The organism is Pseudomonas sp. B21-009 (assembly GCF_024749345.1).
In the GTDB taxonomy this organism is placed as follows: Bacteria; Pseudomonadota; Gammaproteobacteria; order Pseudomonadales; family Pseudomonadaceae; genus Aquipseudomonas.
This window is the reverse complement of sequence record NZ_CP087199.1, coordinates 4495946-4518583: the sequence shown is the minus strand read 5'-3', so window position 1 is coordinate 4518583 and position 22638 is coordinate 4495946. Positions and strand designations below refer to the sequence as shown.

The 22638-nt window shown below is 59.8% G+C and carries 14 protein-coding genes, 2 tRNA genes and 3 rRNA genes; 13 read left to right on the top strand and 6 right to left on the bottom strand.

Annotated elements, in window-relative coordinates; all coding sequences use genetic code 11:
- Window positions 1-33: 33 nt before the first annotated feature.
- Window positions 34-1134 (top strand): MBL fold metallo-hydrolase, encoded by a 1101-nt coding sequence (locus LOY34_RS20840; protein WP_258663967.1) that lies wholly within the window; start codon window positions 34-36, stop codon window positions 1132-1134.
- On the opposite strand, the gene LOY34_RS20835 is transcribed toward LOY34_RS20840, so the two are convergent.
- Window positions 1131-2024, bottom strand: coding sequence for a formate/nitrite transporter family protein (locus LOY34_RS20835; RefSeq protein WP_258663965.1), 894 nt, complete (start codon window positions 2022-2024; stop codon window positions 1131-1133). The genes LOY34_RS20840 and LOY34_RS20835 overlap by 4 nt on opposite strands.
- 673 nt (window positions 2025-2697) lie before the next feature.
- Between LOY34_RS20835 and LOY34_RS20830 the strand changes: the two genes are divergently transcribed.
- The 6 genes from LOY34_RS20830 (at window position 2698) to LOY34_RS20805 (ending at window position 9203) form a co-directional block, all read left to right on the top strand.
- Window positions 2698-4234 (top strand): 16S ribosomal RNA (locus LOY34_RS20830).
- Window positions 4235-4358: 124 nt separating this feature from the next.
- Window positions 4359-4435: transfer RNA gene (locus LOY34_RS20825), tRNA-Ile, on the top strand.
- A gap of 10 nt (window positions 4436-4445) precedes the next feature.
- Window positions 4446-4521, top strand: a tRNA-Ala gene (locus LOY34_RS20820).
- A 220-nt stretch (window positions 4522-4741) separates the two neighbouring features.
- Window positions 4742-7631 (top strand): 23S ribosomal RNA (locus LOY34_RS20815).
- Window positions 7632-7766: 135 nt separating this feature from the next.
- A 5S ribosomal RNA gene (gene rrf / locus LOY34_RS20810) occupies window positions 7767-7882 on the top strand.
- The 16S, 23S and 5S rRNA genes sit together here with 2 tRNA genes alongside, the layout of an rRNA operon.
- A gap of 328 nt (window positions 7883-8210) precedes the next feature.
- Window positions 8211-9203: an asparaginase gene (locus LOY34_RS20805; RefSeq protein WP_195884847.1), complete on the top strand. Its 993-nt coding sequence runs from the start codon at window positions 8211-8213 to the stop codon at window positions 9201-9203.
- 53 nt (window positions 9204-9256) lie between these two features.
- Here LOY34_RS20805 and LOY34_RS20800 read toward each other — a convergent pair whose 3' ends face one another.
- From LOY34_RS20800 to LOY34_RS20790, 3 genes are all read right to left on the bottom strand, one after another.
- Complete coding sequence (locus tag LOY34_RS20800) at window positions 9257-9559, bottom strand: hypothetical protein (RefSeq protein WP_195884846.1); 303 nt, start codon at window positions 9557-9559, stop codon at window positions 9257-9259.
- 557 nt (window positions 9560-10116) lie between these two features.
- Window positions 10117-11364: a ribonucleotide-diphosphate reductase subunit beta gene (locus LOY34_RS20795; RefSeq protein WP_045195614.1), complete on the bottom strand. Its 1248-nt coding sequence runs from the start codon at window positions 11362-11364 to the stop codon at window positions 10117-10119.
- A gap of 232 nt (window positions 11365-11596) precedes the next feature.
- Window positions 11597-14485 (bottom strand): ribonucleoside-diphosphate reductase subunit alpha, encoded by a 2889-nt coding sequence (locus LOY34_RS20790; RefSeq protein WP_045195612.1) that lies wholly within the window; start codon window positions 14483-14485, stop codon window positions 11597-11599.
- A gap of 768 nt (window positions 14486-15253) precedes the next feature.
- Here LOY34_RS20790 and LOY34_RS20785 point away from each other — a divergent pair.
- From LOY34_RS20785 to fhuF, 3 genes are read left to right on the top strand one after another with little or no spacing between them, the layout of a single operon-like run.
- Window positions 15254-15976 (top strand): response regulator transcription factor, encoded by a 723-nt coding sequence (locus tag LOY34_RS20785; protein WP_195884845.1) that lies wholly within the window; start codon window positions 15254-15256, stop codon window positions 15974-15976.
- Window positions 15973-17589, top strand: coding sequence for an ATP-binding protein (locus tag LOY34_RS20780; protein WP_045195608.1), 1617 nt, complete (start codon window positions 15973-15975; stop codon window positions 17587-17589). Before LOY34_RS20785 ends, LOY34_RS20780 begins: the two co-directional genes overlap by 4 nt.
- Complete coding sequence (gene fhuF, locus LOY34_RS20775) at window positions 17586-18122, top strand: siderophore-iron reductase FhuF (protein WP_195884844.1); 537 nt, start codon at window positions 17586-17588, stop codon at window positions 18120-18122. Before LOY34_RS20780 ends, fhuF begins: the two co-directional genes overlap by 4 nt.
- A gap of 3 nt (window positions 18123-18125) precedes the next feature.
- On the opposite strand, the gene LOY34_RS20770 is transcribed toward fhuF, so the two are convergent.
- Window positions 18126-18827: a 4'-phosphopantetheinyl transferase gene (locus LOY34_RS20770; RefSeq protein WP_258663963.1), complete on the bottom strand. Its 702-nt coding sequence runs from the start codon at window positions 18825-18827 to the stop codon at window positions 18126-18128.
- A gap of 117 nt (window positions 18828-18944) precedes the next feature.
- Window positions 18945-19742 carry a dienelactone hydrolase family protein gene (locus tag LOY34_RS20765; RefSeq protein ID WP_045195604.1) on the bottom strand — a complete coding sequence of 266 codons (798 nt, stop codon included), beginning with the start codon at window positions 19740-19742 and terminating at the stop codon, window positions 18945-18947.
- A gap of 142 nt (window positions 19743-19884) precedes the next feature.
- Between LOY34_RS20765 and LOY34_RS20760 the strand changes: the two genes are divergently transcribed.
- The 3 genes from LOY34_RS20760 to LOY34_RS20750 all read left to right on the top strand — a co-directional run bounded on the left by LOY34_RS20760 (window position 19885) and on the right by LOY34_RS20750 (window position 22631).
- On the top strand, window positions 19885-20487 hold the full coding sequence (locus tag LOY34_RS20760) for an outer membrane protein (RefSeq protein WP_045195603.1): 603 nt from the start codon (window positions 19885-19887) through the stop codon (window positions 20485-20487).
- A 114-nt stretch (window positions 20488-20601) separates the two neighbouring features.
- Window positions 20602-21279 (top strand): response regulator, encoded by a 678-nt coding sequence (locus LOY34_RS20755; RefSeq protein ID WP_045195602.1) that lies wholly within the window; start codon window positions 20602-20604, stop codon window positions 21277-21279.
- Window positions 21276-22631: an ATP-binding protein gene (locus LOY34_RS20750; RefSeq protein WP_093380262.1), complete on the top strand. Its 1356-nt coding sequence runs from the start codon at window positions 21276-21278 to the stop codon at window positions 22629-22631. The genes LOY34_RS20755 and LOY34_RS20750 overlap by 4 nt, the downstream gene beginning before the upstream one ends.
- Window positions 22632-22638 lie beyond the last annotated feature (7 nt).

Sequence of the window (22638 nt, the reverse complement as noted above, 5' to 3'; positions counted from 1 at the left end):
ATTTCACGGTTGATGCAATCACTGTGGGGTACCATGAAACTTACCTTCATCCTTGGAGTGTTTCTGCTCATGGCCCCGCTGACTCCCCAGGCCGGTGAACCGGCGCAACGCCAGGATGGGCGTTATCGCAACCAGGCGCAATTGCCCCAGGACGGGGTGATGAAAAAACTGCGTATCGGCCTCAAGTACCTGTTCCTGAAAAAGCCCGCCGATACCCGCCCCAGTGTCAGCATCGCCGTGCAGCCACTGAGCCGCCAGCAGTTGCTCGAGGCCCCGGACCACAGCGTCTGGCGCCTGGGGCATTCCACGGTATTGCTGAAACTGCGCGAGCGCTTCTTCATTACCGACCCGGTGTTCGCCGAGCGCGCCTCGCCGGTGCAATGGGCCGGGCCCCTGCGCTTTCACCCGCCACCGCTGAAACTCGAGGAGTTGCCGCCGTTGACCGCGGTGATCCTCTCCCATGACCACTTTGACCACCTCGACGAGCAGGCCATACGCCAACTGGCCGTTAGCGCCGAGCACTTTATTGCGCCTTTGGGGGTGGGCGATATTCTGATCGGCTGGGGCGTACCGGCGGCCAAGGTCAGGCAGCTGGATTGGTGGCAGGAAACCAGCGTCGAAGGTGTGCGATTTGTCGCCACCCCGGCGCAGCATTTTTCTGGCCGCGGCCTGTTCGACAGCAACAGCACCCTGTGGGCCTCCTGGGTGATGATCGATGACCCGCTGAAAGTGTTCTTCAGTGGCGATACCGGCTATTTCGACGGCTTCAAGGAAATCGGCAGGCAGTACGGTCCCTTCGACCTGACCCTGATCGAAACCGGCGCCTACAACGTCAATTGGCCTGATGTACACATGCAGCCCGAGCAAAGCCTGCAGGCGCACCTCGACCTGCGCGGGCGCTGGCTGTTGCCGATTCATAACAGCACCTTCGACCTCTCCACCCACAGCTGGCATGAACCCTTCGACCGTATCCTGGCCCTGGCCAACGCGGCGCAGGTACCTTTGAGCACGCCGCAGATCGGCGAGCGGGTCAGTATCGAGCAGCCACACAGCGGGCCGGCCTGGTGGCAGCCCAAGCCACAACGGGAGTTACGCAAGGGCGGTGAGCGGGCGCTGGCGGCGCGCGAGCCCTAGGGCTCCTTGTCTGCCGACGGTTGTTTGTGCTGCTCACGGCGGGGCAGGGCGGAGGGTGGCTTGCCGCTATCGCTGCGCACTTGGGCGTGGCTGATCAGGGCGAATATAAAGCTGCCGCCTATGATGTTGCCGATCAGCGTCGGTGCTGCGAAGTCCAGCCAGAAGGCCGCCCAGCTTACCTCTCCGGCCCAGACCAGGTAGGAAACTTCCACCGAGCCTACAACAATATGGGTGAAATCACCCAGGGCCATCAGGTAGGTGATCATCAGGATGATCCATACCTTGGCAGTCTCCATCGACGGGATCATCCACACCATGGTGGCGATCATCCAGCCCGAGATGATGCCCTTGGCGAACATCTGGTTCAGGTCGTTCTCCATCACCTTGCGGCCAACGTCGAGAAAGGCGAAGTCGGTCTTGCTGTCGAAGATCGGCAGGTTGAGCATCACGTAAGACACCAGGATGGTGCCGGCCAGGTTACCGACCAGCACCACCGACCATAAACGCAGCAAGCGGCCGAAGTTGCGCACGGTCGGTTCGGTCATTACCGGCAACACCGCCGTCAGGGTGTTTTCGGTAAACAGTTGCTGGCGGGCGAGGATCACCGCGAGAAACCCGGCCGAGTAGCCGAGGCTGGCAATCACCTGGCTGCTGTCGCCTTGCGGCAGGCGCGAATAGAACAGCCCCATGGCCATCAGCGACAGGCCCATGGTCAGGCCGGCAGCCAGCGCCGACCAGAACAGTGCGGCAATGGTGCGCTCCAGTTCCTGGTCACCCTGATAACGAATGATCTCGTGTAGCACCGCCGCGCGGGGCGGCTGGTTGTGGCTGACTTCCTGCTCTTCGTCTGCAGACAGGCCCGGGGTCTTGCCGCTTTGCGCTTCACTCATGGCGGTGGCTCATCTTGTAGGGTGCCTTATCTACAGATCAACGCGGCTTTGAATAGTTGCTTTAAAGGATGGTAGCTGCAAGCTGCAAGCTACAAGCTTCAAGTTGAGCGCGGTGCCTCTGCTTTTACTTGCAGCTTGAAGCTTGCTGCTTATAGCCAAAACGCCCCCGCTGAAACAAAGTTGAAATAAGTCCTTGACGCCCCCCGCAGATCTCTCTATAATTCGCCCCACTTCCGGCGCAGTTGGAACTGAAAACTCCTTGAGTTTCAAAGAGTTAGCGGTTCCAGGGTGATCCGGAAGAGCTTCGGTCGAAAGATCGGCAGCGGTGAAAAAGGCAGTTGACAGCGGTTTGAAACGCTGTAGAATTCGCCTCCCGCTACGAGAGATCGCAGCGAGTCAAGTGTTTGAAGTGAAACGAAAAACTTCAAAATAAACGCTTGACAGGATCTGAGGAAGGCGTAGAATGCGCGCCTCGGTTGAGACGAAAAGCTCTTAACCAACCGCTCTTTAACAACTGAATCAAGCAATTCGTGTGGGTGCTTGTGAGCTCAGACTGATAGTCAAAAAGATTATCAGCATCACAAGTGGCTACACGAAAATCGAAAGATTTGAAAGTAAGTCATTTGAGATTGCTGAGCCAAGTTTAGGGTTTTCTCAAAACCCAAGCAGTATTGAACTGAAGAGTTTGATCATGGCTCAGATTGAACGCTGGCGGCAGGCCTAACACATGCAAGTCGAGCGGATGAGAAGAGCTTGCTCTTCGATTCAGCGGCGGACGGGTGAGTAATACCTAGGAATCTGCCTGGTAGTGGGGGACAACGTTTCGAAAGGAACGCTAATACCGCATACGTCCTACGGGAGAAAGCAGGGGACCTTCGGGCCTTGCGCTATCAGATGAGCCTAGGTCGGATTAGCTAGTTGGTGAGGTAATGGCTCACCAAGGCGACGATCCGTAACTGGTCTGAGAGGATGATCAGTCACACTGGAACTGAGACACGGTCCAGACTCCTACGGGAGGCAGCAGTGGGGAATATTGGACAATGGGCGAAAGCCTGATCCAGCCATGCCGCGTGTGTGAAGAAGGTCTTCGGATTGTAAAGCACTTTAAGTTGGGAGGAAGGGTACTTACCTAATACGTGAGTATTTTGACGTTACCGACAGAATAAGCACCGGCTAACTCTGTGCCAGCAGCCGCGGTAATACAGAGGGTGCAAGCGTTAATCGGAATTACTGGGCGTAAAGCGCGCGTAGGTGGTTTGTTAAGTTGGATGTGAAATCCCCGGGCTCAACCTGGGAACTGCATCCAAAACTGGCAAGCTAGAGTAGGGCAGAGGGTGGTGGAATTTCCTGTGTAGCGGTGAAATGCGTAGATATAGGAAGGAACACCAGTGGCGAAGGCGACCACCTGGGCTCATACTGACACTGAGGTGCGAAAGCGTGGGGAGCAAACAGGATTAGATACCCTGGTAGTCCACGCCGTAAACGATGTCAACTAGCCGTTGGAATCCTTGAGATTTTAGTGGCGCAGCTAACGCATTAAGTTGACCGCCTGGGGAGTACGGCCGCAAGGTTAAAACTCAAATGAATTGACGGGGGCCCGCACAAGCGGTGGAGCATGTGGTTTAATTCGAAGCAACGCGAAGAACCTTACCAGGCCTTGACATGCAGAGAACTTTCCAGAGATGGATTGGTGCCTTCGGGAACTCTGACACAGGTGCTGCATGGCTGTCGTCAGCTCGTGTCGTGAGATGTTGGGTTAAGTCCCGTAACGAGCGCAACCCTTGTCCTTAGTTACCAGCACGTTATGGTGGGCACTCTAAGGAGACTGCCGGTGACAAACCGGAGGAAGGTGGGGATGACGTCAAGTCATCATGGCCCTTACGGCCTGGGCTACACACGTGCTACAATGGTCGGTACAGAGGGTTGCCAAGCCGCGAGGTGGAGCTAATCTCACAAAACCGATCGTAGTCCGGATCGCAGTCTGCAACTCGACTGCGTGAAGTCGGAATCGCTAGTAATCGCGAATCAGAATGTCGCGGTGAATACGTTCCCGGGCCTTGTACACACCGCCCGTCACACCATGGGAGTGGGTTGCACCAGAAGTAGCTAGTCTAACCTTCGGGAGGACGGTTACCACGGTGTGATTCATGACTGGGGTGAAGTCGTAACAAGGTAGCCGTAGGGGAACCTGCGGCTGGATCACCTCCTTAATCGACAGACATCAGCTGTCTTATGAGCTCCCACACGAATTGCTTGATTCATTGAAGAAGACGATAGAAGCAGCTTTAAGCTCCAAGCTGATAGCTCCAAGCTAACAGTTACGCGCTCGAAATTGGGTCTGTAGCTCAGTTGGTTAGAGCGCACCCCTGATAAGGGTGAGGTCGGCAGTTCGAATCTGCCCAGACCCACCAATTTTGTTATGGGGCCATAGCTCAGCTGGGAGAGCGCCTGCCTTGCACGCAGGAGGTCAGCGGTTCGATCCCGCTTGGCTCCACCATTAATACTGCTTCGTAAAGCTTAGAAATGAGCATTCGCATCGAATGTTGATTTCTGAACTTTTTCAGAATCGTTCTTTAAAAATTTGGGTATGTGATAGAAAGATAGACTGGACAGCACTTTCACTGGTGTGTGTTCAGGCTAAGGTAAAATTTGTGAGTAATTACAAGTTTTCGGCGAATGTTGTCTTCACAGTATAACCAGATTGCTTGGGGTTATATGGTCAAGTGAAGAAGCGCATACGGTGGATGCCTTGGCAGTCAGAGGCGATGAAAGACGTGGTAGCCTGCGATAAGCTTCGGGGAGTCGGCAAACAGACTTTGATCCGGAGATCTCTGAATGGGGGAACCCACTCAGCATAAGCTGAGTATCTTGTACTGAATACATAGGTGCAAGAGGCGAACCAGGGGAACTGAAACATCTAAGTACCCTGAGGAAAAGAAATCAACCGAGATTCCCTTAGTAGTGGCGAGCGAACGGGGACTAGCCCTTAAGTGGCTTTGAGATTAGCGGAACGCTCTGGAAAGTGCGGCCATAGTGGGTGATAGCCCTGTACGCGAAAATCTCTTAGTCATGAAATCGAGTAGGACGGAGCACGAGAAACTTTGTCTGAATATGGGGGGACCATCCTCCAAGGCTAAATACTACTGACTGACCGATAGTGAACCAGTACCGTGAGGGAAAGGCGAAAAGAACCCCGGAGAGGGGAGTGAAATAGATCCTGAAACCGTATGCGTACAAGCAGTGGGAGCCTACTTGTTAGGTGACTGCGTACCTTTTGTATAATGGGTCAGCGACTTATATTCAGTGGCGAGCTTAACCGAATAGGGGAGGCGTAGCGAAAGCGAGTCTTAATAGGGCGTTTAGTCGCTGGGTATAGACCCGAAACCGGGCGATCTATCCATGGGCAGGTTGAAGGTTAGGTAACACTGACTGGAGGACCGAACCGACTACCGTTGAAAAGTTAGCGGATGACCTGTGGATCGGAGTGAAAGGCTAATCAAGCTCGGAGATAGCTGGTTCTCCTCGAAAGCTATTTAGGTAGCGCCTCATGTATCACTGTAGGGGGTAGAGCACTGTTTCGGCTAGGGGGTCATCCCGACTTACCAAACCGATGCAAACTCCGAATACCTACAAGTGCCGAGCATGGGAGACACACGGCGGGTGCTAACGTCCGTCGTGAAAAGGGAAACAACCCAGACCGTCAGCTAAGGTCCCAAAGTTATGGTTAAGTGGGAAACGATGTGGGAAGGCTTAGACAGCTAGGAGGTTGGCTTAGAAGCAGCCACCCTTTAAAGAAAGCGTAATAGCTCACTAGTCGAGTCGGCCTGCGCGGAAGATGTAACGGGGCTCAAACCATACACCGAAGCTACGGGTATCACTTAGGTGATGCGGTAGAGGAGCGTTCTGTAAGCCTGTGAAGGTGAGTTGAGAAGCTTGCTGGAGGTATCAGAAGTGCGAATGCTGACATGAGTAACGACAATGGGAGTGAAAAACTCCCACGCCGAAAGACCAAGGTTTCCTGCGCAACGTTAATCGACGCAGGGTTAGTCGGTCCCTAAGGCGAGGCTGAAAAGCGTAGTCGATGGAAAACAGGTTAATATTCCTGTACTTCTGGTTATTGCGATGGAGGGACGGAGAAGGCTAGGCCAGCTTGGCGTTGGTTGTCCAAGTTTAAGGTGGTAGGCTGAGATCTTAGGTAAATCCGGGATCTTAAGGCCGAGAGCTGATGACGAGTTGCCATTAGGCGACGAAGTGGTTGATGCCATGCTTCCAAGAAAAGCTTCTAAGCTTCAGATAACCAGGAACCGTACCCCAAACCGACACAGGTGGTTGGGTAGAGAATACCAAGGCGCTTGAGAGAACTCGGGTGAAGGAACTAGGCAAAATGGCACCGTAACTTCGGGAGAAGGTGCGCCGGTGAGGGTGAAGGACTTGCTCCGTAAGCCCATGCCGGTCGAAGATACCAGGCCGCTGCGACTGTTTATTAAAAACACAGCACTCTGCAAACACGAAAGTGGACGTATAGGGTGTGACGCCTGCCCGGTGCCGGAAGGTTAATTGATGGGGTTAGCTAACGCGAAGCTCTTGATCGAAGCCCCGGTAAACGGCGGCCGTAACTATAACGGTCCTAAGGTAGCGAAATTCCTTGTCGGGTAAGTTCCGACCTGCACGAATGGCGTAACGATGGCGGCGCTGTCTCCACCCGAGACTCAGTGAAATTGAAATCGCTGTGAAGATGCAGTGTATCCGCGGCTAGACGGAAAGACCCCGTGAACCTTTACTATAGCTTTGCACTGGACTTTGAATTTGCTTGTGTAGGATAGGTGGGAGGCTTTGAAGCGTGGACGCCAGTTCGCGTGGAGCCATCCTTGAAATACCACCCTGGCAACTTTGAGGTTCTAACTCAGGTCCGTTATCCGGATCGAGGACAGTGTATGGTGGGTAGTTTGACTGGGGCGGTCTCCTCCTAAAGAGTAACGGAGGAGTACGAAGGTGCGCTCAGACCGGTCGGAAATCGGTCGTAGAGTATAAAGGCAAAAGCGCGCTTGACTGCGAGACAGACACGTCGAGCAGGTACGAAAGTAGGTCTTAGTGATCCGGTGGTTCTGTATGGAAGGGCCATCGCTCAACGGATAAAAGGTACTCCGGGGATAACAGGCTGATACCGCCCAAGAGTTCATATCGACGGCGGTGTTTGGCACCTCGATGTCGGCTCATCACATCCTGGGGCTGAAGCCGGTCCCAAGGGTATGGCTGTTCGCCATTTAAAGTGGTACGCGAGCTGGGTTTAGAACGTCGTGAGACAGTTCGGTCCCTATCTGCCGTGGACGTTTGAGATTTGAGAGGGGCTGCTCCTAGTACGAGAGGACCGGAGTGGACGAACCTCTGGTGTTCCGGTTGTCACGCCAGTGGCATTGCCGGGTAGCTATGTTCGGAAGAGATAACCGCTGAAAGCATCTAAGCGGGAAACTTGCCTCAAGATGAGATCTCACTGGAGCCTTGAGCTCCCTGAAGGGCCGTCGAAGACTACGACGTTGATAGGTTGGGTGTGTAAGCGCTGTGAGGCGTTGAGCTAACCAATACTAATTGCCCGTGAGGCTTGACCATATAACACCCAAGCAATTTGCGTCGAAGACCAGATTGCGGTGTTGTGAAGACTGCACAGCCGAAGATTTGTAACTCACAAACATCACATACCCGATTCGCTGGAGTGTCTAACAAGACCTTCTGGCAACAGAATTTCTTGACGACCATAGAGCATTGGAACCACCTGATCCCATCCCGAACTCAGCAGTGAAACGATGCATCGCCGATGGTAGTGTGGGGTTTCCCCATGTGAGAGTAGGTCATCGTCAAGATTAAATTCCGAAACCCCTATCTGCGCATGCAGGTAGGGGTTTTGTCTTTCTGGCGATTCAACTGCTAGTCGCGATCCCTGTGGGCGCCGGCCTTGCCGGCGATGCAGGCAACGCCTGATTAGCTGGAAACACCTGCTAGCATGATTGCCCTTTCCCCAACCCAAGACCATTCCCGCCCCAGCTTCAGACCCGCCTGACTGTCTTATCTAACCGAGTGTCCGCTTAACTGGCGTCCCTCCATAACGATAAGAAGGCCAACGCCCATGTCTGCAAATGCTGCCCCGATCAGTCTCTCTCGCGCCTGCCATCTGGTTACAGGAGCTGGCGTATGACCCTGCCCAAGCTCGCCATAGGAACCCTGGGCGGTACCCTGAGCATGCTCCAGTCAGCGGCAGGCGAAGGTGTCACGCCGGGCCTCGACAGCTTGCAGATGCTCGCCGACGCGCCCGGGCTTGCAGATCTTGCGCACATCTCGGCGAAAACCCTGCAGCTGTTACCCAGTGCCTCGTTGTCGTTCATTCAACTGATCGATGTCCTGTACTGGGCTAAATCCCAGGTGGAAGAGGGCGCCCACGCCGTGGTGCTGAGCCAGGGCACTGACACCCTGGAGGAGGTAGCGTACTTTCTCGAACTGCTCTGGCCCTTCGATGCGCCCCTGATCCTCACCGGTGCCATGCGTGCCGCCAGCGAGCCCGGCGCTGACGGCCCTGCCAATCTGCTGGCAGCGGTGCGGGTGGCGCTGGATGCGCAGAGCCGCGGTCGTGGTGCGTTGGTAGTGATCAATGATCAGATCCATGCCGCGGCCCATGTGCGTAAAACCGAGAGCATGGCCATGGCCGCTTTCAGCTCACCGCACTTCGGCTGCGAAGGCCTGCTGATAGAGGGGCGTGTCTGTTACCTGAAACCCGCCCGGCCGCGTCAGCCGTTACCCGAACCCTGGCGCCTGGATCAACGTGTGGTGCTGCTGGAGGCTTATTTTGCCGCCGATACCCTGCTGCTCGAGCAAGTCGCCGGGCTTGGGTATGAAGGGCTGGTGATCGCCGGGTTCGGCGCCGGGCATGTGTCGGCAGCCTGGGCCAAGTGCTTGGGTTACATCACCACCCGGATGCCGGTGATTATTGCCTCGCGAACCGGTTCGGGGCCTACGGCAAATCACACCTACGGCTTCGACGGCGGCGAAATGGACCTGCAACGCAAAGGCGCACTGATGGCGGGTTTCTTGTGTCCGCGTAAATGCCGGGTACTGCTGTGGGTGCTGATCGGCTGCGGGATGGATGACGAGCTGGAGCACTGGCTGGCCGGGTATCGTCAGCCGCGATGAGGGGAAGGTCACGTGGGGCCGCGTGTCGGCCCCACGTGTCCTCGCAGGGGCGCTTAGACGAAGCGCTGAGGTGCTACGCCGCGCGGCAGGCGGCTGCTGCCAGGCAGGGCGCTCAGGCGTGCACGCCAGTTGGCCTTGAAGCAGAACGTGCTCGGGGCAGGGCTGGCCTTGGCCATGCGTTGTTTACGCAGCTCTGCCAGGGACGGGGTGGATTTCTTGGCCGACGCAGGCGACTCCGTCTTGACCAGGGACCGCTGACACGATTTGCAGGAAACCTGGTCAGGGGTGGAGGTGCTGGTGAGGTTAATACCGGCGCGACCGCAAGCGACTGCATCGCCGCTGGTTGAGTAGTGCATTACCAAGCTGTACATCTCCAAACATATGAACAAAAGCCCCCTATTTTCGCACAGGTTGGCGGCGGATGCGGCGCCATCGTCAACGCGATGCTGGAGGCTTGAGTCAGAAGGTTGAAGAACGGCGTTGTTTACAGGGGAGAAATGGTACCGAGTGCGCCAATCGCAATGGCCAGCGCCAGAAAACCCACGACGAAGATTGCAAGCTTACCCATGGAGCGCTCCAGAAGAAGGTTTTGCGGTGCAGCGCCAGGCTGCAGTCGCGAAATGCGCCCGGTAGAGCGGGGCGCAGGACTATTTTCGCTCTGGCGCTGTTACCGAAACAGATTCAGATGGCGCGGCAAAATGCGGATCAGATGGGTTGCAACGCGACGAACTGATAAAGGTGTTGGCGGATAGCTGCTCGCCGAACCGGCAGATGCTTAGGGGTAAACCGGCAGCGTACGGCCAAGCTGCGTTGCTTAGTCGAGGTCGTACTGGCGCGTTTCGCAAAGGCGTGAGCAGGCGAATAAAAAAGGCCGCCTCGCGGCAGCCTTTGTTGTCGAACATGAACGTGGAAATCAATCCCAGCTCAACGCCCCACCCGTCTGGTACTCGATAACCCGAGTCTCGAAGAAGTTCTTCTCTTTCTTCAAGTCCATGATCTCGCTCATCCATGGGAACGGGTTGGTGGTACCTGGGTACTCTTCCTTCAGGCCGATCTGCGACAGGCGACGGTTGGCGATGAACTTGAGGTAGTCCTCCATCATCGCTGCGTTCATGCCCAGCACGCCGCGCGGCATGGTGTCGCGGGCGTATTCGATTTCCAGCTGGGTGCCCTGCAGGATCATCTGCGAGGCTTCTTCCTTCATTTCGGCATCCCACAGGTGCGGGTTTTCGATCTTGATCTGGTTGATCACGTCGATACCGAAGTTCAGGTGCATGGACTCGTCACGCAGGATGTACTGGAACTGTTCGGCAACGCCAGTCATCTTGTTGCGACGACCCATGGACAGGATCTGGGTGAAGCCGCAGTAGAAGAAGATGCCTTCCAATACGCAGTAGTAGGCGATCAGGTTGCGCAGCAGCTCTTTGTCGGTCTCGACGGTGCCGGTGTTGAACTCAGGGTCGGAGATCGCGCGGGTGTAGCTCAGGCCCCAGGCGGCTTTTTTTGCGACCGACGGGATCTCGTGGTACATGTTGAAGATCTCGCCTTCATCCATGCCCAGCGACTCGATGCAGTACTGGTAGGCGTGGGTATGGATCGCCTCTTCGAAGGCCTGGCGCAGGATGTACTGGCGGCACTCGGGGTTGGTGATCAGGCGGTACACGGCCAGGGCCAGGTTGTTGGCAACCAGGGAGTCGGCGGTGGAGAAGAAGCCCAGGTTGCGCATGACGATGCGACGCTCGTCGTCGGTCAGGCCTTCCGGGTTTTTCCACAGGGCGATGTCCGCGGTCATGTTGACCTCTTGCGGCATCCAGTGGTTGGCGCAGCCGTCCAGGTACTTCTGCCAGGCCCAGTCGTATTTGAACGGTACCAGCTGGTTGAGGTCGGCGCGGCAGTTGATCATGCGCTTTTCGTCAACCGCGACGCGGGCAGCAGAACCTTCCAGCTCAGCCAGGCCTTCGGCGATGTCGAGTTTGTCCAGGGCCGCCTTGGCGCGTTTGACCGCTTCGGAGTCGTCGGCAGTCACGGCGCGCGCTTCCAGGGCAGCCACACCGCCAGCGTTATCGAGCTTGTCGATGCCTGCGGCAGCAGCTTGAGTGGCGGTAGTGCCTTTGGCGGCTTCTTCGCCTTCGTCTTTATCGAATTCGTCCCAGCTCAGCATGGTGGGTCTCCTGCTTGAGGGCCATATCAGTATGGCCGGTGGATCTTGGTTGCGGTGCTTGCGGTTGGGTACTGCGGTGCACGCAAAAACTTGGAATGCTTCCCCGGGCTGAGGCCCTCGGGGGAGGTCGGGGTGGCCCCGACCTTGTTGTTCGGCGCTTTGGAAAGGGGGCGGCAGGGCCGGCCCTTTCGCGGGTCAAGCCCGCTCCTACAGGGAGCGGGCCTTCAGGCGCTTATTGGCAGGCTTCGCAATCCGGCTCGTCGATCGCGCAGGCCTTTGGTACCGGAGCAGGGCCGGCTGGCGCTGCTTGTACCGGGGCGCTGTCGCCACCGCTGGAGACGGCGTTGAGCTTGCCGGTGTTGATGGTCGACTTCTCGGTGCTGGTCGCGGCCAGGGCACGGAGGTAGTAGGTGGTTTTCAGACCACGGTACCAGGCCATGCGGTAGGTCACGTCGAGCTTCTTGCCCGAAGCGCCGGCGATGTACAGGTTCAGCGACTGGGCCTGGTCGATCCACTTCTGGCGACGGGAGGCGGCATCGACGATCCACTTGGTTTCCACTTCGAAGGCGGTCGCGTAGAGGTCTTTGAGCTCTTGCGGAATGCGCTCGATCTGCTGCACCGAACCGTCGTAGTACTTCAGGTCGTTGATCATGACCGAGTCCCACAGGCCGCGGGCCTTGAGGTCGCGAACCAGGTACGGGTTGATCACGGTGAATTCGCCCGAGAGGTTCGATTTCACGTACAGGTTCTGGTAGGTCGGCTCGATGGACTGCGATACGCCGGTGATGTTGGCGATGGTCGCGGTCGGCGCGATGGCCATGATGTTCGAGTTACGAATACCTTTTTGTACGCGGGCACGCACCGGCGCCCAGTCCAGGGTTTCGTTCAGGTCGACGTCGATGTACTTCTGGCCACGGGCTTCGATCAGGATCTGTTGCGAATCCAGCGGCAGGATGCCTTTGGACCACAGCGAACCCTGGAAGGTCTCGTAGGCGCCACGCTCGTCGGCCAGGTCACAGGACGCCTGGATGGCGAAGTAGCTGACCGCTTCCATCGACTTGTCGGCGAACTCGACGGCAGCGTCGGAGCCGTAAGGGATGTGCTGCAGGTACAGCGCGTCCTGGAAGCCCATGATGCCCAGGCCGACCGGACGGTGCTTGAAGTTCGAGTTACGCGCTTGCGGCACCGAGTAGTAGTTGATGTCGATCACGTTGTCGAGCATGCGCACGGCGGTGTTGACGGTGCGTTGCAGCTTGGTGGTGTCCAGCTTGCCATCGACAATGTGGTTCGGCAGGTTGATCGAGCCCAGGTTGCAGACCGCGATCTCGTCCTTGTTGGTGTTCAGGGTGATCTCGGTGCACAGGTTCGAGCTGTGGACCACGCCCACGTGCTGCTGCGGGCTGCGCAGGTTGCACGGGTCCTTGAAGGTCAGCCATGGGTGGCCGGTCTCGAACAGCATCGAGAGCATCTTGCGCCACAGGTCTTTGGCCTGGATGGTCTTGAACACCTTGATCTTGTTGTACTCGGTCAGGGCTTCGTAGTACTCGTAGCGCTCTTCGAAGGCCTTGCCGGTCAGGTCGTGCAGATCTGGCACTTCCGATGGCGAGAACAGGGTCCACTTGCCGTCATCGAAGACGCGCTTCATGAACAGGTCAGGGATCCAGTTGGCGGTGTTCATGTCGTGGGTACGACGACGGTCATCACCGGTGTTCTTGCGCAGCTCGATGAATTCTTCGATGTCCAGGTGCCAGGTTTCCAGGTAGGCACAGACAGCGCCCTTGCGCTTGCCACCCTGGTTAACGGCGACGGCGGTGTCGTTGACCACTTTCAGGAACGGCACGACGCCCTGGGATTTACCGTTGGTGCCCTTGATGTAGGAGCCCAGTGCACGCACAGGGGTCCAGTCGTTGCCCAGGCCACCGGCGAATTTCGACAGCATGGCGTTGTCGTGGATCGCGTGGTAGATGCCCGACAGGTCGTCCGGCACGGTGGTCAGGTAGCAGCTCGACAGCTGCGGGCGCAGGGTACCGGCGTTGAACAGGGTCGGGGTCGAGGCCATGTAGTCGAAGGACGACAACAGGTTGTAGAACTCGATGGCACGGGCTTCTTTGTCTTTCTCTTCCAGCGCCAGGCCCATGGCCACGCGCATGAAGAACACCTGAGGCAGCTCGAAGCGCACGCCATCCTTGTGGATGAAGTAGCGGTCGTACAGGGTCTGCAGGCCCAGGTAGGTGAACTGCTGGTCGCGCTCGTGGTTGATCGCCTTGCCCAGTTTTTCCAGGTCGAAGTCGGCCAGGGCAGGGTTGAGCAGTTCGAACTCGACACCCTTGGCGATGTAGGCAGGCAGGGCCTTGGCGTACAGTTCGGCCATTTCGTGGTGGGTGGCGCTCTCGGCGACTTCGAGGAAGCCCAGGCCTTCGGCGCGCAGGGTGTCCATCAGCAGGCGGGCGGTCACGAACGAGTAGTTCGGCTCGCGCTCGACCAGGGTACGGGCGGTCATCACCAGGGCGGTGTTGACGTCGGTGAGGGCCACGCCGTCGTAGAGGTTCTTCAAGGTTTCGCGCTGGATCAGGTCGCCATCGACTTCGGCCAGGCCTTCGCAGGCTTCGCTGATGATGGTGTTCAGGCGGTTCATGTCCAGTGGCGCCAGGCTGCCGTCGGCGCGGGTGATGCGGATGCTTGGGTGCGGCTGCACGCCGGCGTCTTCGGCGTGGCCACGGGTGGCACGCTCCTTGGCACGCTGGTCGCGGTAGATCACGTAGTCACGGGCGACTTTCTGTTCGCCGGCACGCATCAGGGCCAGTTCGACCTGGTCCTGGATTTCTTCGATGTGGATGGTGCCGCCCGAAGGCATGCGACGCTTGAAGGTCGCGGTGACTTGTTCGGTCAGGCGGGCAACGGTGTCGTGGATGCGCGACGAGGCGGCGGCGGTGCCGCCTTCAACTGCGAGGAACGCTTTGGTGATGGCCACGGTGATCTTGTCATCGGTGTAGGCGACGACAGTGCCGTTACGCTTGATCACGCGCAGTTGGCCCGGAGCGGTGGCAGCCAGATCCTGGTTCGAATCAGCGGCCTGCGGCGCCAAAGCCTGCGGGTTCTCGCGAGTTGTGTCGGTTTGCATGGGTGTCTCCACGTTCTCTAAGTATGTTTAGGCGCTTTGTGAGCGCCAACCGTTCCGTCCGAAAGCCCAACAACCGACCTTGAGGGCGCGCAGGAACGAGCGTTCCGGCATGCCGCACAGGTCGGGCATACTCACTTCGGGACAGTTCAGGAATTAGGGCAAATGCTTGCCGCTCCCTGGCCGAAGTCAAAGGTCTTGAATCTACGACTCAAAACTGTTGCTGTCGGGTGTGCCGATGGCTTGCAACACCCGTACCCGAAACAACACCCTCCAAGGGTTTGCAACGGAAGCCTGCGCAGGAGCGGTTTGGCTGCTGATCTCTTCTAAAGTTCCAGCAAAAAATCTAGCCGTTGAGGGCTTGAGTTCTCTGCTTGACTTGTGCTTGGGATTTTCAGGAAACCCCAAGATGTAGTGTTTTGTTTCGCTTGGGATACAAGATAATGCGGTCTTGGGGGTAATGCAAGGTCGCGGTCTGTGGATAACTTGTGCGTATTTTGTGAGTGATTTCACTCAACCCCTTGTAGGCCGCGTCTTAGCGCGCAATGACCGCCCGTCACCGATTTTTTCGCGGGGCAAAGGGTCGCAGGCGGATTTTGCGGGCGCGAACCCTATCACAAAAAATCGGCTTGTCCGAGCGCCTTGCCCACTGGTTTTTTACTGCGGGTAACGGCGGTTGGCAGGCGCCGGTACCCGACGTAGTATCCGGGGCCAATGTTGCCTTTTGGTGATCTGGGCACTCTTTATAACAACAAGCTGTTGAGGTGAGCCGTGGAGCAGAGCAGTCGGGTATTGATCGTCGAGGATGACCAGCGGCTGGCTGACCTGACCCGTGAATACCTGCAGGCCAATGGCTTTGTCGTGGACGTGGAGGGCGATGGCGCCCGGGCGGCGGCGCGGATCATCGCCGAGCAGCCCGACCTGGTGATCCTCGACCTGATGCTGCCTGGCGAGGACGGCCTGAGTATCTGCCGCAAGGTGCGCAAGCAGTACCCCGGGCCGATCCTGATGCTCACCGCGCGCAGCGACGACCTCGACCAGGTCCAGGGCCTGGACCTGGGCGCCGACGACTACGTGTGCAAGCCGGTGCGCCCGCGCTTGCTGCTGGCGCGTATCAACGCCCTGCTGCGGCGCAGCGAGGCTGCGGCCGAGCCGCAAGTACCGCAAGCTTTGCAGTTTGGCCCGTTGCGGGTCGATAACACCTTGCGCGAGGCCTGGCTGTACGACAGCGGCATCGAACTGACCAGCGCCGAGTTTGACCTTTTATGGCTGCTGGTAAGCAACGCCGGGCGCATCTTGTCGCGCGAGGAGATCTTCACCTCCCTGCGCGGCGTCGGCTATGACGGCCAGGACCGCTCCATTGATGTGCGTATTTCGCGCATCCGCCCGAAAATAGGCGACGACCCGGAGCATCCACGGATGATCAAGACCATCCGCAGCAAAGGCTACCTGTTCGTTCGTGAAGCGGCCCAAGCTATGGGCCAGGTGCCATGAACTCGATCTTTTTGCGCATCTATGGCGGCATGCTTGCCGCCCTGGTGCTGGTGGCGGTGCTTGGCGTGCTCAGCTTGCACCTGCTCAACGAGGTGCGCGCCGGCCAGTACCGCGAACGCCTGGCCCACGGCACCTTTACCCTGATGGCTGACAACCTGGCGCCGCTGGATGCTGTCGAGCGCAAGCGCGCGCTGTTGATCTGGGAGCGCCTGCTGGGGATTCCCCTGGAGTTGCAGGCGCTGAGCAGTACTGCGCTGGACGGTAGCCAGCGCAGCGGCTTGCAGCGTGGGCAGGTACTGGTCGAGAAGACCGGCCCGCACGCGGCCAAGGTGCTGCGCCAGGTCGGTGATCAGGATTTGCTGCTGGTCGGTGAGGTGCAGCAGATCAGCGAGCAACTGGCCCGCGCCACTATTTATCTGCTCGCCGATGAACTGGTGCGCTACCCGGTGGCCGAGCAGCCCCAGCGCCTGGCCGCCCTCAAGCAGAGCAAGGGTTTTGGCTTCGACCTGCGCCTGCAGCGGGTCAATCAGACCGACATGGACGAAGACCAGCGCCGGCGCATCGATGAAGGCGACACGGTGATGGCCCTGGGCAAGGACGGTGACTCGATCCGCGTGTTCGCCGGCCTGGTCGGCACGCCCTGGGTACTGGAAATCGGCCCGCTGTACCAGATGAACCCCTATCCGCCGCAGTTGCTGGTACTGATTGCGGTGCTGGGCCTGTGCCTGATCGGCCTGATCGTCTACCTGTTGGTGCGCCAGCTGGAGCGGCGCCTGTCGGGGCTTGAGGCCGCGGCAACGCTGATCGCCCAGGGCAGCCTGGAAACCCGCGTGGCGGCCGACGACGCCGACTCGGTCGGGCGCCTGGCCGCAGCGTTCAATGGCATGGCCGAACACCTGCAGCGCTCGCTGACCATCCAGCGCGAGCTGGTGCGGGCGGTGTCTCACGAGCTGCGCACGCCGGTTGCGCGCTTGCGCTTTGGCCTGGAGATGATCGCCAGCGCCAGTAATGACCAGGCCCGGGACAAGTACCTGACCGGCATGGACGGCGATATCCAGGACCTCGACAAGCTGGTCGATGAGATGCTCACCTACGCGCGCCTGGAGCAGGGCGCGCCGGCCCTGCATTTCCAGCGCGTCGACCTGGATGCCTTGCTCGACCAGGTGATCGCCGAGCTGGCGCCGCTGCGCCGCGAGGTGCGGGTGCTGCGCGGTCCCTGCCAGGGCGGCGAAAAGGGTCCGGACGGGCAGGGGCCGTGGGTCGAGGCCGAGCCGCGCTACCTGCACCGGGCGCTGCAGAACCTGGTCAGCAATGCCATGCGCCACGCCGAATCACAGGTCAGCCTCAGCTATCAGCTGGGCCTGCAACGGTGCCGGATCGATGTCGAGGACGATGGCCCCGGCGTGCCGGAAAGCGTCTGGGAGCGCATCTTCACCCCCTTTACCCGCCTCGACGACAGCCGCACGCGTGCCTCTGGCGGGCATGGCCTGGGCTTGTCTATCGTGCGGCGGATCATTTACTGGCATGGCGGGCGGGCGTCTGTGGGGCGCAGCGAGCGCCTGGGCGGCGCCTGCTTCAGCCTCAACTGGCCGCGCAACCAGGACGGCGCATGAGTTCGCCGATCGCCCTGCAGGCGTTGCTCGACGAAACCCGCTTCGATGCCTTGCTGCTGGCATTGTATGGCCGCGAACTGATGCCAGCGCAGCGGCCGGTGCTGGTCTCGCAGTGGTCCAAGTACTATTTCGCGCTGCTCTGGCGGACGTTGCGCGAGGGTGCAAGCCTGGCGGCTTTCAGCCAGACATCGCTGTTGCTGGATGAGCGCGGCTTGCCGCTTGCGCTGATCGCCGACGGCGCCCCCTGCCAGGACTTGCTGGCTGAGCATCTGCAACCGCTGGTTGCGCGCCTGGCCGAGCGGGGCGCGCTGGCAACGGCGGTGTTGTGGGGCAATGCCGGTGATTGCCTGGATCAACTGCTGCAAGGCAGTGGCGACAGCTCAGGCTTGCAGGTGCTGCTGTCAACGCCCGGCAGCCCTTTGTATGCCGCCGTCAGCCAGGATGCTCGAGGACGGCGTCGGCGCCGCACCTGCTGCCTGAGTTACAAGGTCGACTGGGTCGGGCATTGCGAGCATTGCCCGTTGCTGCCCTGAAACTCAGACGCTGATCAGGCTCAACAGCTGGTCATCCTGCAGGCAGAACTGCCCCTCGAGCTCCCGGCCGTGGTGCCAGTGCGCCGACAGGTCGGTCAGCAGGCGCAGGCGCGCATAGCCGTCTGCGGACCACTCCAGCACTTGGGCATGCTCGAAATAGAAGCGCTGCTTGACGATCGGGTAGAGCGCCTTGAACAGGCTTTCTTTCAGCGAGAAGGTCAGGGTCACGGTCAGGCCTACCTGGCCGGGGTCCATACGCTGCAGTTCGGCGTCGGTAAGAATCTCCCGGGCCAGGCGTTCGGCGCGCTCGTCGCTGAGCAGGCATTCCTGGTCCAGGCCCAGGCCCTGGCAATCGCTGCTGCGCGCCACCACGGCGGCGGCCCAGCCTTTGCCGTGGGTGATCGAGCCGCAGATGCCGGCCGGCCAGATCGGCGCGCGGTCTTCATCGGTGCCGGGGACATAGTCGCGGCCATCGAGCTGCATCAAGGCGGCGCGGGCACACACCCGGCCGGCCAGGTACTCGGCCTGGCGCTTGGCCACCGAGCGTTGCAGGCTGGCGGTTTGCTCGATACCGGCGCGAGCGAAGTCGTCGCTGGCAAGCAGGGCGGGGTCGAACGGGCAACTGACCAGTATCGCGCCGGGGACCGGACGCGGCAGGGGCCAGTGGTGCAGGAGCGGGGCGCAGCAGGAGGGCAGTCGGTTCATGGCCGGTATTGTGCCGTGGCTGCTGCCAACGTGTCACGGTGTAGGAGCGGGCTTGCCCCGCGCTAGCGGCGTGTCTGTCACACCGCTAGCGCGGGGCAAGCCCGCTCCTACCGGGGGTCAACCTTTAGTGAAGATCTTCTTGAAGAACGCCTGCAAGTCCGCCCACGAGCTTTCATCCGCCGCCTTGTTGTAGCCAATATCCGGCCCGCCATGCTCGCCATGGCTGAGGCGGTCGGCATCGGGGTTGGTAAAGCCGTGCTTGGCCCCGGGAATGCTGACGAACTCATAGGTCGCCCCGGCTGCGTGCATTTCTTCCTTGAATTTCTCCACCTGCTCCGCGGTCACCATGCTGTCGCTGGCGCCATGCTCTACCAGCACTTTGGCCTTGACGCTGCCCGCTGTCGCCGGCGTGTTGGTGACCAGCGCACCATGGAAGCTGGCCACCCCGGCCAGCGCTTCACCACGGCGCGCGGCGTCGAGCACCACCTTGCCGCCGAAACAGTAGCCGATGGCGGCGATCTGCTCTTTATCGGTCTGTGGCTGAAGCTTGAGCAGTTCAACCCCGGCATCGAAGCGCTCGGCTGCCGCGCTCGGGTCTTTCAGCGCGGCAGCCATGAACGCCTGGGCATCGGCCGGGTGCTCGGTGTGCTTGCCGTCGCCATACATGTCGATGGCCAAGGCGCTGTAGCCAAGCCCGGCAAGGTCGCGGGCGCGGCGCTTGGCATAGTCGTTGAGCCCCCACCATTCATGCACCACCACCACGCCCGGGCGTTTGCCCTCGGCGGCGTCGTCGTAGGCGTAATAGCCGACCAGGCGCTTGCCATCGGCATCCTGGTAGGGAATCTCACGGGTTTGCACCGCCGCCTGGGCCAGGCTGGCGGCACCGATCAGGGCCAGAGCGAGCAGACAACGCATGGTCGTACTCCTTGATTGCAGTCGGTTTTGCTCTCAGTGCAGCTGTTCAGCCGAGGTTCAGCCAGGGTTCAGCGGCGGTTCAGGAGGGCTTGCTTACTCTAGCTTCCACACCAACACAGTGCATCACCTGGAGTACCACACGATGAAAAAGCTCAACACCCTGCTGCTCACCGTTGCTTTCCTTGGCGCCAGCGCCGCCGCCCAGGCCGCTGACACCACCTTCGCCGGCGTCACTTATGGTCAGACCAGCGACAAGATGAAAAAGTCCGGCCTGTTGACCCGCAACACCGATCACCTGAACACCGACGGCATCATCAGCAAGGACAGCACCTACGGCATCCGCGTCGGCCAGATGAACGACCAGGGCCGCTACTACCTGACTTATGACAACGTCTCCAACGACCACAGCGGCCTGAAAGTACGCCAGGAAAACCTCCTGGGCAGCTACGACATGTTCTACCCGCTGGGCAACACCACCAAGCTGTTCGGTGGCGCCAGCGCCGGCCTGACCAAGATGAGCATGGAATCCTCCGGCTACAGCCGCGACACCGACACCGGTTACGCCATCGGCCTGCAAGCCGGCGTGCTGCAGCAAGTCAGCGACAATGCCTCGGTGGAACTGGGCTACCGTTACCTGCGCAGCAACGCCAGCACCGAGTTGTCCGAGCATGACGGTCCGAAAGTCGGCAGCCTGCGCCTGAACAGCAGCGCCCAGACCTACCTGTCGGCCAACTACGCGTTCTAAGTCGCCTGGCGATGTCCGAACCGGCCTGCATGCGCACGGCCGGTTCGCTGTTATTCTGCATTCGTCTACAAAATTGACTGGCCAATGAAGGCCGGCACGGGTCTGGAGGAGCGTATGAAACTGCTGGTGGTCGAGGATGAGGCACTCTTGCGTCATCACTTGTACAGCCGCTTGACGGAAAGCGGGCATGTGGTCGAAGCGGTGGCCGATGCCGAGGAGGCCCTGTACCAGGCCGAGCAGTTCAACCATGACCTGGCGGTGATCGACCTGGGCCTGCCGGGCATGAGCGGGCTCGACCTGATCCGCCAATTGCGTTCCCAGGGCAAGAGTTTCCCGATCCTGATCCTCACCGCCCGTGGCAACTGGCAGGACAAGGTCGAAGGCCTGGCCGCCGGCGCCGACGACTATGTGGTCAAACCCTTTCAGTTCGAAGAACTCGAAGCCCGTCTCAACGCTTTGCTGCGCCGCTCCAGCGGCTTTACCCAGTCGACCATCGCTGCCGGTCCCCTGGTGCTCGACCTTAATCGCAAACAGGCAACCCTCGACGAACAACCCCTGGCGCTGACCGCCTATGAATACCGCATCCTCGAGTACCTGATGCGGCATCACCAGCAGGTGGTGGCCAAGGACCGCCTGATGGAGCAGCTGTACCCGGACGATGACGAGCGCGACCCGAATGTCATAGAGGTGCTGGTCGGCCGCCTGCGGCGCAAGCTTGAGGGCAGCAACGGCTTCAAGCCGATCGATACCGTGCGCGGCCTGGGTTATCTGTTCACCGAGCGTTGCCGATGATCCGTTCGTTACGACTGCGCTTGATGCTGGCGGCTGCGGTGCTGGCGCTGCTGTTCATGCTCGGCTTGCTGCCGGCCTTGCAGAAGGCCTTCAGCCTGGCCTTGCAGGAATCGATCGAGCAGCGCCTGGCTTCGGACGTCACTACCTTGATTTCCGCCGCGCGCATCGAGAAAGGCAACCTGCAGATGCCGGTGCTGTTGCCCGACGAGAAATTCAACCTGCCCGACAGCCGCCTGCTCGGCTACATCTACGACCGCCAGGGCAACCTGGTGTGGCGCTCACGGGCCACGGCGGATGAGAACATCAACTACACCCCGCGCTACGACGGGCGCGGCAACGAATTTGCGCGGATTCGCCAGGACAACGGCGAGGAGTTCTTCGTCTACGACGTCGAGGTCAAGCTGCTTGGCGGCAAGACCGCCGCCTTCAGCATCGTCGCCCTGCAACCGGTGCGTGAATACCAGCACACCCTCGACGGGCTGCGCGAAAAACTCTACCTGGGCTTTGGCGCGGCGTTGCTGGCGTTGCTGGTGCTGCTCTGGGCCGGCCTGACCTGGGGCCTGCGTTCGCTGCGGCAGATGAGCCGCGAGCTTGATGATGTCGAATCCGGTGCCCGCGAAGGCCTGAGCGGTGAGCACCCGCGGGAGTTGCTGCGCCTGACCGACTCGCTCAACCGCCTGCTGCGCAGCGAACGCGAGCAGCGCCGGCGCTATCGGGATTCGCTCGGCGACCTGGCCCACAGCCTGAAAACCCCGTTGACCGTGCTCCAGGGCGTCAGTGAGAGCATGGCCCAGCGCCGCGAAGACCGTGAGCAGGCGCGGGTGCTGCAAAGCCAGATCGAGCGCATGAGCCAGCAGATCGACTACCAGTTGCAGCGCGCCAGCCTGCGCAAGAGCGGCCTGGTGCGCCACCAGGTGCAGTTGCGACCATTGCTCGACAGCCTGTGCAGCACCCTGGCCAAGGTCTACCGCGACAAACATGTGCACATCAGCGTGGACGTGCCGGCCAACGCCATGGTGCCCATGGAGCAGGGCGCCTTGCTCGAGCTGCTCGGCAACCTGCTGGAGAACGCCTACCGCCTGTGCCTGGGCCAGGTTCGCATCAGCCTGCAGGCCAATGAGGCACAGGTGGTGCTGTGCATCGAGGACGATGGCCCAGGCGTGCCGCCCGACCAGCGCGAACGCATCCTCCAGCGTGGCGAGCGCCTCGACCGGCAGAACCCGGGGCAGGGCATTGGCCTGGCGGTGGTCAAGGACATCATCGAAAGCTACGACGCCACCCTGACCCTCGATGACTCGCCGCTGGGCGGTGCGGCCTTTCGCATCCGTTTTGAGCTGGAGCGAAATACCTAGGCGGATT